Annotated in this window: 7 protein-coding genes; all 7 read right to left on the bottom strand. The window is 65.7% G+C overall.

All coding sequences use genetic code 11. From position 1 onward, the window contains the following. Nucleotides 1-42 precede the first annotated feature (42 nt). Nucleotides 43-5,589 (bottom strand): alpha-2-macroglobulin family protein, encoded by a 5,547-nt coding sequence (locus tag KLP40_RS09340; protein WP_215593513.1) that lies wholly within the window; start codon nt 5,587-5,589, stop codon nt 43-45. A 282-nt stretch (nt 5,590-5,871) separates the two neighbouring features. Continuing rightward, nucleotides 5,872-6,687, bottom strand: coding sequence for a 4'-phosphopantetheinyl transferase family protein (locus KLP40_RS09335; RefSeq protein WP_215593512.1), 816 nt, complete (start codon nt 6,685-6,687; stop codon nt 5,872-5,874). Then, nucleotides 6,674-9,295: a non-ribosomal peptide synthetase gene (locus KLP40_RS09330; protein WP_215593511.1), complete on the bottom strand. Its 2,622-nt coding sequence runs from the start codon at nt 9,293-9,295 to the stop codon at nt 6,674-6,676. Before KLP40_RS09330 ends, KLP40_RS09335 begins: the two co-directional genes overlap by 14 nt. An 816-nt stretch (nt 9,296-10,111) precedes the next feature. Further along, the gene (locus KLP40_RS09325) at nt 10,112-11,317 is read right to left on the bottom strand and encodes a tetratricopeptide repeat protein (RefSeq protein WP_215593510.1); all 1,206 of its coding nucleotides are present in this window, start codon (nt 11,315-11,317) and stop codon (nt 10,112-10,114) included. A gap of 27 nt (nt 11,318-11,344) precedes the next feature. Next, the gene (locus tag KLP40_RS09320; RefSeq protein ID WP_215593509.1) at nt 11,345-12,601 is read right to left on the bottom strand and encodes a tetratricopeptide repeat protein; all 1,257 of its coding nucleotides are present in this window, start codon (nt 12,599-12,601) and stop codon (nt 11,345-11,347) included. 32 nt (nt 12,602-12,633) lie between these two features. Further along, entirely contained in the window at nt 12,634-13,902 is a 1,269-nt protein-coding gene (locus KLP40_RS09315; protein ID WP_215593508.1) for a tetratricopeptide repeat protein, read from the bottom strand. 7 nt (nt 13,903-13,909) lie between these two features. Continuing rightward, nucleotides 13,910-15,286: an ATP-binding protein gene (locus tag KLP40_RS09310; protein WP_215593507.1), complete on the bottom strand. Its 1,377-nt coding sequence runs from the start codon at nt 15,284-15,286 to the stop codon at nt 13,910-13,912. Between the last annotated feature and the right edge of the window lie 102 nt (nt 15,287-15,388).

Below are 15,388 nucleotides of genomic sequence, written 5' to 3'. Positions count from 1 at the left end.
GCGTCTCTACCTCCGTACATCAGCCTGAAAGCTATTGCGTCTCTACCGCACCCGCACCACGCCGGCGCCGCTGTAGCTGTGGTATTCGGCGTTGTACATGGCGTCGGCACTCACCGGGCCCAGCTTAAACGTGCCTTTACTCACGGCGCGGGCCAGGTAATAGAACACCTTGGGCTGGGGCGTGGCGGTGGTGAACAGGTTCAGGCGGTCGTCGCGCACGTCGAGGTAGTCGGGCTGGGCGGCGTCCCGGGCCCAGGCCAGGTCGCGGACGGCCCCGATGCGCGGGTTCTCGATTTCCAGGCCCGCGGGCAGCAGGTCGGTGATGGCCACGTTCGGCACCTGCCCGGCGCTTTCGGCCGACTGAACCGTGATGCGCACCACCACCAGATCGTTCTGGCGGAAGGTGGGGGAGCCCAGGGGCGTGCCGGTGCGGTCGAGGAACTGGCGGCGCACCTGCAGGTAGGCGTCTTCCTCGGGCACGCGGCCGGTGGGCGAGATGCCCTCGGTTTCCCAGAAGTAGTAGAGGCTGCCCCGGCCGCTGGTACGCAGGGCCAGCTGGCGGTTGGCCACGTTGCTCACCGTGAGGTCTTTGCCCGAGAAAGCGCCGATGCTTTTGCCGTCGGCCAGCAGCTGGGCTACCGCGGTGCTGCCGGCGTTCTGGCGGGCCAGCTTGCCCAGGGCCAGCAGGGCGAAGGCGCGCTCCTGGGTGCTGAGCCAGCCGGCCTGCTTCACCTGGCGGCTGAGCTGCCGACTGAGCGTGGTTACCTGCGGGTTGGCGGGGTCGGCGGCGAGCAGGGCGTTCAGGATCAGGGCCATGTCGCGGACGGGCGAGGCGAAGGAGCCGGCCAGCTCCCGGCCCGCCATGCTGGGCGCGGCTCCTAAGCGGGCCGGCACGGTGCTTTGGTAGGCGCGCTGGTTGCCGCTCAGGGCGAAGGCCGCCGCCAGCAGGTAGCGCGAGTCCTCGGCCAGCAGGGGGCGGTTGGCGCGGTAGTAGTTCAGGCCCACGGCATCGGGGCGGCCGGCCAGGGCCAGCACGTAGAGCGAGTAGGCAATTTCCTTCTTGGCCAGGGTGGTGGGCCGAATCACGCCGCCCGTCTGGATGATGTTGTAGGTCTCGGTTTCGCGCTGACGCACCCGGGCCTGGAGGTAGCGCAGTACCCGGTCGAGTACGTTCTTGTTCACCTCGAAGCCGGCCTGCTGAGCTTCGAGCAGGAAATGGGCGGCGTAGGCCGTGGCCCACCAGTTGTCGTAGTCGCCGCCGGGCCAGTAGCTGAGGCTGCCGTTGTACATCTGCTGGGCTTCCACTTTACGGATGGCTTCCTGGACGTGGTAGTTGGGGTTGAACTTGTTAAAACTTAGATTAGAGAGCTTAGCGCTTAGCCCGTTCTTCTGGCCCAGGGTGGCGGCCAGGTCGCCGTAGTACAGCTGCGGGAAGGCGGCTGACACGGTTTGCTCCAGGCAGCCGTAGGGGTATTGCAGCAGGTAGCGCAAATCCTTGGCAAACTCCGTCATCGGGGAGCGACTCACCACCAGCTGGCTCCGCAGCGAGGACGGCAGGAAGTCCGTCTTCAGGTTCAGCGCCTGATTCGCGCCCCCAGCTACCACGCCCGCCCCCGTGCGCTTCTGCAGCGGCGAAGCGGGCCGGACGGGGATTTCGATGGTTTCGGTGAATTTCTCTTTGGATTCAAACTGCTTGGCGATAATAGCTACAGTTGCATTACCGATGACTGACTTTACTCTGAAATGAAAGACTAGTCGCTGCTCTGTGTTCGGCTTCAGATGAAAGAGCTTAATATTAAGTTTGGTGAACGTTTCAGCCTTATCGTTAAATACGCCATCTAAAGGCTCCAAAGACTCACTCACTTTTAATGTAGCCTCCCCATCCATTTGTTTCCCCGTCGTATTCGTCAGCGTCACCGGCACGTCAATCGTGTCGCCGGGGCTTAAGAAGCGGGGTAGTGCCGTGCTAATAACCACCGGGTCGGCAACGCGCATGGTGTGCTCGGCCGAGCCGAAGGCGTCGCCCTTGTAGGCCACGGCCATGATGCGGACGGCCCCGCTGAACTGGGGGACCTGGAGCTTGTAGCGCACTTTGCCGCTGGCGTCGGCCGTGAGCACGCCGCTCCATTTGGCCAGCAGGCGCACGCGGCGCGAGGGCACGGGCGTGGTGCGGCGGGAGAGGTCGTAACCGTCGCCGCCGGTGCTGCTGGTGCCCAGCTCGGGCAGCAGGAAGGGGTACACGTCGTGGGCCGCTACTTCGAGGGCGCGCTTCTGGTAGAAGTAGCCGTGGGGGTCGGGCGTGCGGTAGTCCTTGAGCTGCAGAATGCCCTCGTCCACCATGGCCAGCGTCACCTGGGCGCCGGGGGCGGTGCTTACCTCGATGGTCTGGGTGGTCTGGGAGCGGCTCAGCGCGGGGGCTTTGATGGTGACCGGCAGGCGGCTGCCGGGCTTTTCCACGGCCAGCGGCACGAAGCCCCGGGCCACGGTGAGCGGCAGGCGGTTGTCCCTGATTTCGCGGATGGCGGTGGCCGTTACGTACACGTTGGGCACGTGGCCCCCGCGAATCGGGATGTTGACTTTGGCCGATTTCTCGTCGGTATCCACGTAGAAATGGTCGAGCACCCGGTTGCGCTCCACGGTCACGAGCACGCGGCCGGGGAAGGGCGTTTTGAGCAGCAGGTGGGCCACGTCGCCGGGCTGGTACTTGGCCTTGTCGGCCTCGATGGTCACCTCGCCCTCGTTGCTCACCTCGAAGCTGTTGCTCTGGGTGTTGCCGTAGCCGTAGGCGTACACCCGCTGGGCAACGAACGTGGCGGCCCCGGGCCGGGAAACACGGATTTCGTACTCGCCGGAGTAAGTGGGCGTGAAACCCAGGCCGGCGTCGGAGCCGCCGCGAGCCACCGTCAGGCTCCGGGTGAGCACGGTTTGCTCGCGCTGCTGGGAGTTGTAGATGTAGCGGCCGCCGCGGCGCTCAATTACGGTTTCCCAGAGCAGGCGCACCACCCGTACCTCGGCCGCGGCCTGGGTGGACTGGCCGGCGGGCGTGAGGGCCACCACCCGCACCGGCAAGGGCCGGCCGGTGCTCACCAACTCATCCAGATTCTGAATCCCGAACAGCACCGGCTGGGTCTGCACCTCGAAGGTGGCCAGGCGGTTGACGGGGCGGCCGGTTTCATCGAACACGGTGGTAAAAGCCGCGCCTTCCAGCAAACCCAGGTCGGGGTAGTCGGGCACTTCGTAGGTGGCCGTGCCCCGGCCGGCCGCGTCGGTGGTGCCTTCGCGCACGGTTTTCTCGAACCGGTCGGTGAGGGGCGTGGCGTCCTCGTTGCCGTCGTTGCCGTTGGGCCGGTCGCCGCTGCGGATGGCGAAGGTGTAGTCGTCGTAGCCTTTGGGGGCGAAGCGCTTTTCCTTAAGCGAAAACTCGACCTCAAACTTGCGGTCGGCGGCGGGCGGCCCGAATAGGTTCTGGGCCGTAATCAGGGCCTGCACCGGCTGTCCGGGCTTCACCACGGCCCGACTGGCTTTCACGGTCACCTTCAGCCGGTCGGGAATGAATTCCTCCACCGAAAGCTGGCGCGAGGTCAGCAGCACGTCGTTGCCGGTCAGCACTTCCAGGGTGTAAAGGCCGGTCATTACGCTGGGCGGCAAAATGAACTGGGCCTCGCAGGAGCCGGCCCGGGAGGTGGTTTTGCGCAGGCTGGCGTATTCCTTGCCGGTGGGCAGCAGCAGCCGTACTTTCAGGGGCAGGCCGGCGGGCGGAGTGCCCCAGCTTTCGGTGCGCAGAATGGTGTTGGTGCGCACCGTGTCGCCGGGGCGGTACAGGTCCCGGTCGCCGTAGAGGAAGGCCTGGTAGCGGGCGGCGTTGCTTTGCAGGCCGCCCACGTCGAAGCGCGAGGTTTCCACCCGGCTGCGGCTCAGGTCGAGGAAGGTGAAGTCGTTGCCCTGGCGGGCCACCACCATGCCCAGCCGGAACCGCGCATTTTGGGCCGTGCTGTCGAATTTGGCCACGCCCTCGCCGTTAGTGACGCCCGTGCCCATGATCTGGTTGTTGGTGCTCAGGTAGCGGATTTCGACCCCGCTCAGGGCCTTGGCGTGGCGGATGGAGTTGGCGAATACCAGCGTGCTGCCGGCCGCCCCGGCTTTCACAATCAGCCCGATATCCGACACGGCCACCAGCTTGCTCACCTGCAGCCACTGCCGCTCGGTGTCCTGCACTTTGATGATGTAGAGGCCCTTGAGCCCGTCGCTGAATTCGAGGTCTTTCAGGCTCAGGTTCAGCAACCGCAGGCCCTGCTCCCGGGGTAATCCGGCCACGGTGTAGGTGCGCTCCGAGAGCACGTTGCCCAGATTCTCCACGTCGTAGTACTGAAACGAGCGGTCCACGTACTCGCCGTTTTCGTCCTGGCGGCCTTCGTCGTCCTCGTCGTATTCGGGGTAGCCGTACTGGGAGCCGGCGCGCAGCAGCTGCTGAATGTTGTTGGCGTAGACCTTGGCAATGGTCACTTTCACCTTATCCACCTCGTTGATGCGCACGCCCAGGTTGCGGGAACCCAGCGCGTCGAGGTACATAGCTTTATCGGCGCTGGCAAAGCTGATGGTGGGCCGCTCGTCAGAAAAGCTCACGGTTTCGGTTACGTCATTATCCAGCTGGCCGCCCAGGTTGCCGCGCAGGCCGCCGGCCAGGCGCACCTGGTAGGTTTTACCCACCTCGAAGCCGCCCCTAAGCCGGAAGCCGCTTTCTAGCTCCTCCACCTCGTAGGCCACCTGCGGCGACACGGCCAAAGCCGCCCGCAAATCGGGCAGGCTCACCGGCTGGTTGGTCAGGATGGTGATGATGGGGTCGGCGCCGCTCAGGCTGCCCGTCACGGAGCGCACCTCCAGGGCCTGGGGGTCGGGCACGGGCAGCTGCTTTTCGTAGTCGGTGGCCGAGGGCTGGTCGCTGCCCACGGCGCTCAGGCCCCGGGCCAAAGCCAGGTTGAGGGGCGCGCCGGGGCGCACCGTCTGGTTGAGGCTCAGGCGCACCGTCTGGCCCGGCTCGGCGCTGGCCAGCTCGAAGGCCACCGGCTCCCCGTTCTGGGTCAGGCGCAGCAGGGGCTGTACGTCGGCGGGCTTCACGGCGTAGTTGAAGGGCAGCTCCACCCGCATTTCGGCGGTGCCGGCAGCCCGACTGGAGCGGCCCCAGAACGCCTGGGGCTCCTGCAACTGCAGATAAGGCGTGTGGAATTTGCGGCGGTTCTCGGGCAGCTCGGTGGCCGGGGCGCCGGCGGGCAGGGCTTCCTTGCGCAGGGTGGCCGTGAAGGCGGTGCTGGGCCGGAAGGGCGTGCTGGGCGAGAAAATCAGCTCCCACTCACTGGCCCACTTGAAGCGTCCCCGCACGGCCGGCTCGAAGCGCACCACCTGAGTCGTATCCCAGCGGTCCAGCGCCTCCGCCCCGACCACGTTATCGGCAAACTCGAACACCAGATTCTGGTAGGGGTCAATTTCCGCGCCGTTGGGGTCCTGTCCGGCCTCGGAACCAGAGTGGGAGCAGGCACACAGCACCGCCAGTACCAGCAGCAACGGCAGGCGGGAAAGCGTTTTCGATAGCATGGGTAGGGAGGAGCGTAGTAGGATGCCGGAAGGTATAGAAAAAGGGGAATGTTATAGGCTTTTGAGTAGGTTTGACCAACAAATTGATATGTGCGCTCACTACCTGAAATAGTAGATGCAACACCTCCGCCCATTCCAGGCTGAACCCCGGTAACGCCTGCACCGGAATGAAATCCTTCTCACTAACAGAACCGCGCGGAAGCTGGGTGCTGCTTTTGTAGTCGCCGAAACGGCTGCTATTTTGCCGGAAGGGCCCTGGAAAACGGTCAGAGGTTGCGGGCGTTAGTCCAGCAAGTGCTCATTCAGGTCGTAGAAAAGCGGGGGCTGGCCGGCCGGGCTGGCGGGGTAGGCCAGGCTGGCCGGGCAGTGGGCCGCGGCCGGAAAACTGATAACGCGCCAGCTTTGCTCCGAGGCCAGCACACCCGGCCCGGGCTCGTGGGCGCCATCCAGCGCAGGCAGCCGGGCAAAGTGCTGATCGATACCCTGGGCAGTGGCTTTGGCCAGGGCTTCCTTACGCGTCCAGAGCTGAAAAAAGGCCGTCGCCGGACAAGTTGCCTCCGTTATGTGGCGCGACTCGGCGGAACTGAAGCACTGGCTCAGCAGCGGCTGGTAGGCGAATTCCGGATCAGCCGCTTCCACATCGATGCCTACGCTGCTGCCATGCACGGCCAGCAGCACCAAAGAACCGGCGTAGGAAACGGAAAAGTGCAGGCCGGCGGGCTCAGCCAGCAGGGGTTTGTGGTGAAGCCCCGTCGCAAAGGAAATGGTGCGGGGTGAAACCCGGGTGATTTTACCAAGAACCAGCCGCAGGACGGCCCGGGCCACAAGGTGCTGCTGGCGGTCGGCTTCCCGGAAATACTGCTGCCCGCGCCGGATTTCCCCGGGCGCCAGCAGAGAGGCCAGATACGGGAAATGCGGTAGAAACTGCGCCACGCTGAACCGGTAAACGTGCGGGGTGCGGGGCACGCAGAACTCGGCCGCGGGGTTCCAGCCCCCGGCCGCCAGGGTGCAGCACGTGATGGTACTGCCGTGCCGCGGGCCGGGGAGCGGGGGCGTAATCACCGCCGGGCCCGATGGGGGAGTTTCAGGAAGAAGCATCCAGCACGCGCTGCATAATCCGGGCGAAGGCCTGGTCGTTGGGGGCTCTGAGCAGGTTGTCGTGGTTGCCGGGGCAGTCGTGGACCCGCACTCCCTGCCGGGCAAACGGTTTCCAGCCGTACCATTCCCGGTCCTGAATCGAGTGGATGCGGTCTTTGGCCCGAAATACATCAATTACGCCATCGTACGGGCGCACCACGTACCGGCGGCTGGCGGCTTGCAGCTTCTCCCAGATGGCGCGCCTATTTCCGGCTGCGCTGGCCTCGCCGGCGGTCGGCTGAGGCATACCGCGGCTGAGCAGGCCCTGCAAATGCCAACGGACAAAAGACTGGTAGTGCCGGGCCGTTTGCCGGGGCTGTTTCAGCAGGGAGCGGCAGACCCAGCCCACCCGGTGCAGGTAGGTGCCCATCAGCCCCAGTGCCGCGGGGGGCGTCTGGTCAGAAATATCACTGTCGAGCATGCCCAGCAGACTTACCTGCCGGTTGAGGCGCCGCAGCTGCTGGGCCATTTCAAAGGCGATAAGGCCCCCGAAGGAGTAGCCCGCCAACGCGTAGGGGCCGGTGGGGTTGTGGGCCAGCATCTCTTCGAGAAAGGCGGTGGCCATCTCCTCAATACTTTCCAGCGGCTCGGTTACGCCATCCAGCCCGATGGCCTGCAAGCCGTACACGGGCTGCTCCGGGTCCAGGCGCCGGCTGATGTCGTTGAAAATCATTACGTTGAGGCCCATGCCGTGTACCAGGTACAGCGGCGGCTTGCTGCCCTGGGGCTTGATGGGCACCAACGCCTGCCAGCCCTGGCCGGCGGGCCGCGCTTCCAGCAGCTGGGCCAGTTCCCGGATGGTAGGGGCCGTAAACAGGGCGGAAATAGGCAGGCGCTGACCGGTTTCATCCTCAATGGCGCCCATGAGTTTGAGGGCCAGCAGAGAATTGCCTCCCAGCTCAAAAAAGTTATCGGTATTGCCAATATCGTCCAGGGCCAGCACCCGTTGCCAGATGGCGGCCAGGCGGGCCTGCCGGGGGGTGGCGGGGGCCACGTACAGGCGGCCTTCGGGGCGACTGGTGGGTGGCGCCGGCAGGGCGTTGCGGTCGGTTTTTCCGCTGGTGGTAGTTGGGATGGCCGGCAGCCACACGAAGGCCGTGGGCACCATGTAGTCGGGCAGGCGCTGGGCCAGGTGCTGCCGCACCAGGGCAGAGGGCAGGGGCGTGGTAGCGGCCACCAGGTAAGCCACGAGCTGGCGGGCGCCGGTGGGCGTTTCGCAGGCAACCACCACGGCCTGTTTGACGGCGGTCAGCTGGTTGAGTGCGGCCTCGATTTCGCCCAGCTCAATGCGGTTGCCCCTGATTTTTACCTGCCCGTCCTGGCGGCCCAGGTACTCCAGGGAGCCATCGGGCAGGTAGCGGGCCAGGTCGCCGCTGCGGTACAGGCGCCGGGGCGCCTGGCCGGGGCCGGGCTGCCACCAGATGAATTTGGTTCGCGTAAGCTCGGGCTGGTTGAGATATTCCCGGGCCAGCCCGATTCCACCGATACACAACTCGCCTTCCGCGCCCGGCGCCACGCGCTGCAGGTTTTCGTCCAGCACTATAATCTCGGTGTTATCAACGGGAAACCCGATGCCGGGCAGCAGGGGCCACTGGCCGGGCGGGCCCGGGAGCTTCAGGTTGGTGGCCGTAATGCTGGTTTCGGTGGGGCCGTACTGGTTGTAGAAGTCGCAGGTGGGCAGGGCGCTGAAAAACTGCACAATCTGGGGAGTGATTTTCAGCTGCTCGCCGCCGGTGAGTACCTCCTGGAGGCAGGTCGGATAGTGCTGCGCGGCCACGGCGGCTTCCGTCAGGTATTGCAGGGCCACAAACGGCAGGTCAACGCGGGTGATGCCCTGCTGGCTGATATAGCGCAGCAGCCGCTTGGGGTCCAGGCGCAGGTCGTTGTCAATGAGCACCAGCGTGGCCCCCACGTGAAACGCAAAGAATATTTCCTGGATGGAGGCATCAAAGGTGAGGGGCGAAAACAGCAGGGCCTTGCCGCCCACCGTCAGGCGGGAGTGGCGGGCCTGCCACTGAATCAGGCTCACGACGCCCGCGTGCTCCACGGCAACTCCCTTGGGCGTGCCGGTGGAGCCGGAAGTGTAAATGACGTAGGCCAGGTGCCCATCGGGCGGTAAATCCTGCTCGGGTTGCCCGGCTATGGGGGCCTCCTGGGCGGAGCTGACCACGTGCAGGCCCAGTTGCTCAAACACCGCCCGGTCGGCTGCCGTGGCCACGCAGCAGGTAGCGCCGGTTTCGTGCAGGCAGTGCTGCAGGCGCTCCAAAGGGTAGGCGGGGTCCAGGGGCAGGTAGGCCTTGCCGGCTTTCAGAACGGCCAGCAGGCCCACAATGCTTTCGATGCCGCGCGTAGTGCTGACGGCCACAAACTGCGCGGCCGGCGCAACGGCACGCACAGTTTGGGCCAACCGGTTGGCCCGCTGCTCCAGCTGCGCATACGTCAGCGACTCAGACCCAAAGCGCAGCGCCTCGGCGGTGGGCGTTCGGGCCGCCTGGCGCTCAAACAACTGGTGCATCAACCGGGTGGATGTCGGCGTTGGAGGAAGCTCCAGGGCGGTAAGCGGAGTCATAGTTGCTGCAATAGAAGCGGAAGCAGAGTGCGAAGGATGTTGGGCCAGGCCCAGGACGAATGGCTTTCGGCCCGTGGCGAACAGATAAAGCCAGTTCAGCGGAAAAGCTGACCCAATCGGCGGAACTGTGCCCGCCAACTGACAGCGCCACAAGTCAGACCGAAGTGCCAGGAAGCACAGTTCTTCTAAACCAGGAATTCCTCAGAAACCAAGCAGGTACGAGTGGTGAGCCGGGTACGAATGAAAGCAAAATTATATCCAACAAAGCTATATTACTATTCTGTTAACAGATATACTAATTCTGTTATCTATTTCTGTGTGCCTATAGCCGCCAATGCGCCGGGTAGTGCAGGGTTATAGGGTGTATGTGGTTGTATTTCAAATGTTTAATGATCTTAAAGCAGGGCGAGTCCCGCATCACCAACGGAATTGCAAAAACAACCAGGAGCGTTCTATTTTGGAAAGCAGCCGGGTTCGGTACGAGCCATGGGTTCAGTGCCCTGAGCTTCTGTTGGGAACACGGCCGCACCCCAATGGTCCGGCGGGTGTGTTTAGCGCTACCCATCATAGGATGAAGCACCGCTACCGCAGGCTGCTGCCGCTTCCAGGCAGGGCGGCGGCCGTGCGGCCGTAGTGACGGCACGTAGTTCACCAGCTGAAACTGCCGCAACTGGTTGCGCGCACGCCGCATCGGCTGGCCCGCCGCCGCCGCTCAGCCTCCAGGTGCCCGGCCAATAGCAGCTCGCCGCCCAGCGCCCGGGGCCGCAACCCCCAGAGCAACTCGTTGGAGCGGGCCGTTGCCGGTTTGGGCGCGGTTCAGGTGCTGCGCAGGCCCATCAGCCAGACGTAGGCCAGGGTGCCACCCACAAAGGCGAGGAACACCACGCTGCTGCCAGCCACGGCTGCCGCCTCCAGCACCACGGCCAGCGTGCCCAGCCCGGCCAGGCCCCAGCCAAACCACCGGGACTGCTGCTGCCGCTTGGGGTGCCACTGCCGCTGGGTGCCCACCAGCGGGAACAGCAGCCCCAGGGCCACCACGCCACCGTTGCCCAGCACCGGCACCGTGAGGAGGCGGGCGGCCAGCAGCAGGCCCACTCCACTGAGCAGCAAGGCCAGAAACTGGTTGGAATTCCGGGTGTCGTCCTCGCTCAGGGCGAAGCGGCCGTAGCGGTTCAGGCGCAGCAGGGAGTTGAACAGGGGCTCGGCAAACCAGCTCATGTACACCAGCACCAGGTAGAGCGGCAGCAGTCCCGGCACGAACCGCGAAAGCACGAACAGCCCCACGAACAGCCCCTGCCGCATGCCCGGGCTCAGCGTCTGGGTCCAGACCATGAAGCGGTAGAAGCCGTTGTAAATCCAAAAACGGGCTTTCAGAGCCGATACCAGGCCTTCGCGGGCGTAGTCGGAGGTGGGGTTGAGGCGCAGGGCTTCGCGGAAGTGGCCGGCGGCTTCTTTGGCGCGGCCCCGCTCCAGGGCCACCCAGCCCAGGTCGGCGTGGGTACCGGCGTCGGAGGGGTTGTGGCGCAGGGCTTCATTGAGGTCGGCGGCGGCCTCCTGGCGGCGGCCGAGGCGGGCCAGGCAGCGCGCCCGCAAACCCAGGCAGTCCACGTGGGTGGGGTCGGCCCGGAGGCCGGCTTCAGCGGCGCGCAACGCCCCGTGCAGCTGGCCCTGCTGAAACCGGATCAGCCCCAGCACATGCTGGTAGTCGGCGTCTTCGGGGTCGAGGACCAGGGCCTGCTCAATGGCTTCCAGCGCCGCCGGCAGTTCGTGTTGGCGCTGGAGCACGGCGCTCAGCACGTAAAAGCCGAAGCTGCTTTCCGGGTCGAGGTGAACGGCCTGCTCGGCTTCGTGCTGGGCTTCGGGCAGCTGGCCCTGCTCGGTAAGGGCCAAAGCCAGCAGGGCGTGCAGGAAGCTGTGGTCGGGGTCGTTGCGGAGCTGGCGGCGGGCTTCCTGCTCGGCCTCCTGGGGGCGCTTGTGCTGCAGCAGTAACTGTACGCGGCTGATATTCTGGTAGGAGTTCATGTCAATTCGGAATGCGCAAAAGAGCCCTTATTCGAGATAGGAAAAAGCCAGCAGATACAGCCACGTGCCCAGGTTGAACCAGAGCATGAACGCCCGGTTGCTGAGACCATATTGCAGTTGAAACGTCGCCAGTCTTGCTGCCAGCAACAGCAAAATAGCACCGTACAGGTAGCTCGCGCGGCGGCCCCGTACGGTGCCCAGCGTTTGCCCGCCCAGCGCTACTGCCCCCAGGCTACCGGCCACCACTGCCCCGGCTACGAGAGTTGTAGCGGGCAGCAGCAGGGCGGCGAGGGTCAGGTAGAACGCCACAAGGGCTCCGGCTTCCATGGCCAGCAACTGGCGCAGCGGGGGGGGCAGTACGTGGCGGGTAGCCGGCCGCAGCAGCTGCCAGCTCAGGTGCAGCGTTTTGAAGCTGACAATCAGTACAGCAGGTGAGACAAACAGCAGGAGAGCCCCGGCCGCTACCGGTGGCGCATACTGCCGCAGCGTGGCCGCTTCCACGTCTTCCAGCGCTACATAAAATATTACCAGAAACAGCAAGACAAACGGACCAATCAGCAGGAGGCCGGCCCATTTGTCTTCCACAAACCACGGCTTGGGGGGCTTGGGCCGGGGAGCCAGGCCCGCGCGGGAAACGGCCGCTGATACCACCCCCACCCGGGCTTCGTGGGAAGTTGGGTCGAGGGCCAGGGCCTGCAAAAAGTGCGCTTCGGCCTGCCCGAACTGGGCGTGCTCCAGGTGGCTGAATCCCAGGTTGACGTGCGTGGGCGCAAACAGCGGTGCCTCGCGCAGCGCCTGCCGGTACTCCGGCTGCCAGTCGGCTCCCCCGTCGAGCCTGGACAGGGCCCGCGCCCGCAGATTGAGACACTGGACATGCTGCGGATGCAGGCGCAGACCCTGGTCGGCGGCGGTTAAGGCAACTCCCGGCCGGCCGGCGGCAAAGGCTACGGAGCCCTGAATGAAATGGTAATCGGGCACGGTGGGCTGCAGTTGCAGGGCCGTGGCAATGTGCAGGGCGGCCGGCTCCAGCTGCCCGCTCTGCAGGCAGGCGAGGCTGAGCACGTAGAAGCCGAAGTCGTTCTGCGCGTCCAGGGCCACGGCCCGCTCGGCGGGGGGCTGGCTTTCGGCCGCCTTATGCTGGCGAATCAGGCTCAGCCCCAGCAGTGCCTGCACCTGGCTGGATTCCGGAAACCGGGCCAGCTGCCGCCGCGCTTCCGCTTCGGCCAGATCGGGGCGCTGCTGACGGAGCAAAACCTGAATCCGGCGCGGCTGAGGGGTATCCATAGAACACGGGATAAAATAGAGAAGAGCGGTAGTCAGGCAGCAGCAGCTCCCATCCGCCGAAAAATATAGACCAGCAAGCCACCCGCCACCAGCACACTCAGGGGTGGTCCGTAGGGCCAGGCAGCCGGCCAGCATGCCACCGTAATGCTCCCTGCAAACACGGCTGCCGCTACTCCCACCCCCCCCAGCGGCGACTTTTCCGGCACGGGCTGGTCGGAGGCGTGCTTGAAGGCGCCAATAATGGCCATCACCACCGTGGTGAGGCCGCCGGTCAGGCCCGGCCCCAGGCTGTCTTCCCCCACTCCCAGCTGCAGCAGCCCCCAGATGAGGCCGGGCAGCAAGGATATTACCAGCAGGCTGAGCGCGGCGGCGGGCCCGTAGCGGTACAGGGTTTCCTGGGCGTAGGGCATGGCCGCGTCGGGGCGGTTGCGCAGTCGTCTTACCTGCGGGTGCAGGCGCCAGTACACGGCCTCAAACCCCATGAAAAGCAGAAGGGGAATGCACAGCAGACTCAGCGGAATCAGAATCAGCAGAAAATGGCCCCAGGCTTTCAGCTGGCCTTTTTTCGTGCCTTCTGAAATGAACGTCAGGTACTGGTCAAGCCCCAGTGCCCACCTGCTGATCAGCAGCTGCCGCCGGATGGCCTGGCTGGCTTCCTGCAGCGCCTCCTGGTTCAGCGGCTGGAGGCGTAATACATCCTGAAAATGGGCCTGCGCCGCGCCATATTGCTTTTGCCGCATGGCTTCATGACCCAGGAGCAAATGGGCTTTGGGCAGATTGGGGTGGGCAGCCAGCAACTGCTGCAGGGCCGGAGCCAGCTCCGGCCAGCGGTGCTGGGCCCGCAGGGCATCGGCCCGGGCTACCAGGCAATCGGCGTGGGTGGGGTGGTGGGCCAGGCCCTGCTCGGCGGCGGCTTGCGCCGCTGCGGGCTGATTCTGATGCAAGTACAGCTGCGCCTGCGCCGCCAGGTATTTGGAGTTGAAGGGCTGCAGGCGCAGGGCTGAGCGCAACGCCCGGGCCCGGGCTGCTCCGTGGCCGGCCTGGTCTTCTACCAGAAACAGCACATAAAACGCCTCACTGGCGGCCGGGTTCAGGGCTAATGCCTGTTGTGCCGCCTGCCGTGCCCCGTCCAGCCGGTGCTGCTGGTAGAGCGCAAAGGCGAGCAGGATGTGCGTAAACACATCCTGCGGATTACGCGTCAGCTGTTGCCGGACCAACTGCTCGGCCTGCTCCGGCCGCTGCAGGGCCAGCATATTCTGCACTGCGTCCTGCCACTGCGAGGCCGGGGGATGGGGCAGCATAAGGCCGTTATTTCTTGGTGCCCAGGTAGGTTAGGATGTCGTCGTAGGTGCCGCCTTCGTTGGAGTAGAGGGCGTAGTTCTTGGCCGTGGCAAACCACTCCTTGGTGCTGGGGCGCACCTGCCGGGAGGCGGCCAGCAGGTGGCTCTGCTGCACCGGCCGCACCTGGCCCGCCTTCATCGACTCGCGCAGGCAGGCTTCCACGGCCTGGTCCACTACCGCCTGCAGGTCGGCGCCGGAGAGGCCGGGGGTTTGGGCCGCCAGGGCGGGCAGGCGCAGGTCGGCGGCCACGGGCTTGTTGCGCAGCAGCACTTCCAGAATGGCCGCGCGGGCGGCCTCGTCGGGCGGGGTCACGAGCACCATCTTATCGAAGCGGCCGGGGCGGCGGAAGGCGGGATCGAGCTGCCAGGGGGCGTTGGTAGCGGCCAGGATGAGCACGCCGTCGTTGGAGCTGCGCGCCCCGTCCAGCTCCTCCAGAAACTGGTTGATGAGGGTGCGGCCGGCGCTCTGGCGCAGGTCGTGGCGGTTGGCGGCCAGGGCATCTACCTCGTCGAAAAACAGCACGCAGGGGGCCTGCACGCGGGCCAGCTCAAACAGGTCGTGGAGCTTCTTCTCGCTCTGGCCCATCCACATGTCCAGAATATCGGTGATGCCCACGTGGATGAAGGACGCCTGCACCTCGCCGGCCGTGGCCCGGGCCAGGTAGGTTTTGCCGCAGCCGGGCGGGCCGTAGAGCAGCAGTCCGCCGCCGGCGGCCTTGCCGTAGGCCTTGTAGAGGTCGGGGTGCAGCAGCGGCTGAATCATCTTCAGGCTGATTTCCTCCTTCACCGCGTCCATGCCGCCCACGTCCTGAAAGGTGATTTTGGGCTTCTCCAGGCCCGCGAACAGGGCGCGCTCGTCCAGACCCAGGTCCGAGACGTGGGTGGCGTTGTAGTCGGCGGGGGAGCCGCCGGCGGCGGGCTGGGCGGCCGGGCGCAGGCCCAGCTGCTCGTCGAGGTCGGCAGCGCGCAGGCCGGGGTCCAGCGCCAGGGCCTGCTGGTAGGCGGCGCGGGCCTCGTCGGGCGGACCGCCGGCGCCGGCCAGCACCCGGGCGTGCAACAGATGGGCGGCGGGGTGGTCGGGGTGGGCGCGCAGCAGCTCCTCCAGCACCACCAGGGCCGCCGAGGTCTTGAGCAGGGCCGCGTAGGTTTCGGCCAGCCCGAGCTGCAGGGCCTCATCATCGGGGGCCTGGCGCAGGCCCTGGCGGTAGTGGTCTTCGGCTTCGGCAAAGCGGCCGGCCTGGCGCAGCAGCGTGGCCACGTGGCGGCGGAGGGGCAGGTTTTCGGGCGAAAACGCCAGGGCGTCGAGCAGGGGCTGAAGGTCAGCGGGATGGGGTAGCGCGGCCATAGTAGAATAAAGAGCTAACAGCGAAGCCGCAAGCTACGCGTTTTGCACCCGAAAATGCAGCTTCCGGCCGCTGCCGCGAGGCAGCAATCGGCTACCGGAGGT

The organism is Hymenobacter piscis, from assembly GCF_018760735.1.
Lineage (GTDB): Bacteria > Bacteroidota > Bacteroidia > Cytophagales > Hymenobacteraceae > Hymenobacter > Hymenobacter piscis.
This window is presented reverse-complemented; position numbering and strand designations above follow the sequence as displayed.

Excerpts from the sequence above, each read along its gene's own strand:
- KLP40_RS09340 (WP_215593513.1), bottom strand. The coding sequence starts at position 5,589 with ATGCTATCGAAAACGCTTTCCCGCCTGCCGTTGCTGCTGGTACTGGCG.
- KLP40_RS09335 (WP_215593512.1), bottom strand. The coding sequence starts at position 6,687 with ATGCTTCTTCCTGAAACTCCCCCATCGGGCCCGGCGGTGATTACGCCC.
- KLP40_RS09330 (WP_215593511.1), bottom strand. The coding sequence starts at position 9,295 with ATGACTCCGCTTACCGCCCTGGAGCTTCCTCCAACGCCGACATCCACC.
- KLP40_RS09325 (WP_215593510.1), bottom strand. The coding sequence starts at position 11,317 with ATGAACTCCTACCAGAATATCAGCCGCGTACAGTTACTGCTGCAGCAC.
- KLP40_RS09320 (WP_215593509.1), bottom strand. The coding sequence starts at position 12,601 with ATGGATACCCCTCAGCCGCGCCGGATTCAGGTTTTGCTCCGTCAGCAG.
- KLP40_RS09315 (WP_215593508.1), bottom strand. The coding sequence starts at position 13,902 with ATGCTGCCCCATCCCCCGGCCTCGCAGTGGCAGGACGCAGTGCAGAAT.
- KLP40_RS09310 (WP_215593507.1), bottom strand. The coding sequence starts at position 15,286 with ATGGCCGCGCTACCCCATCCCGCTGACCTTCAGCCCCTGCTCGACGCC.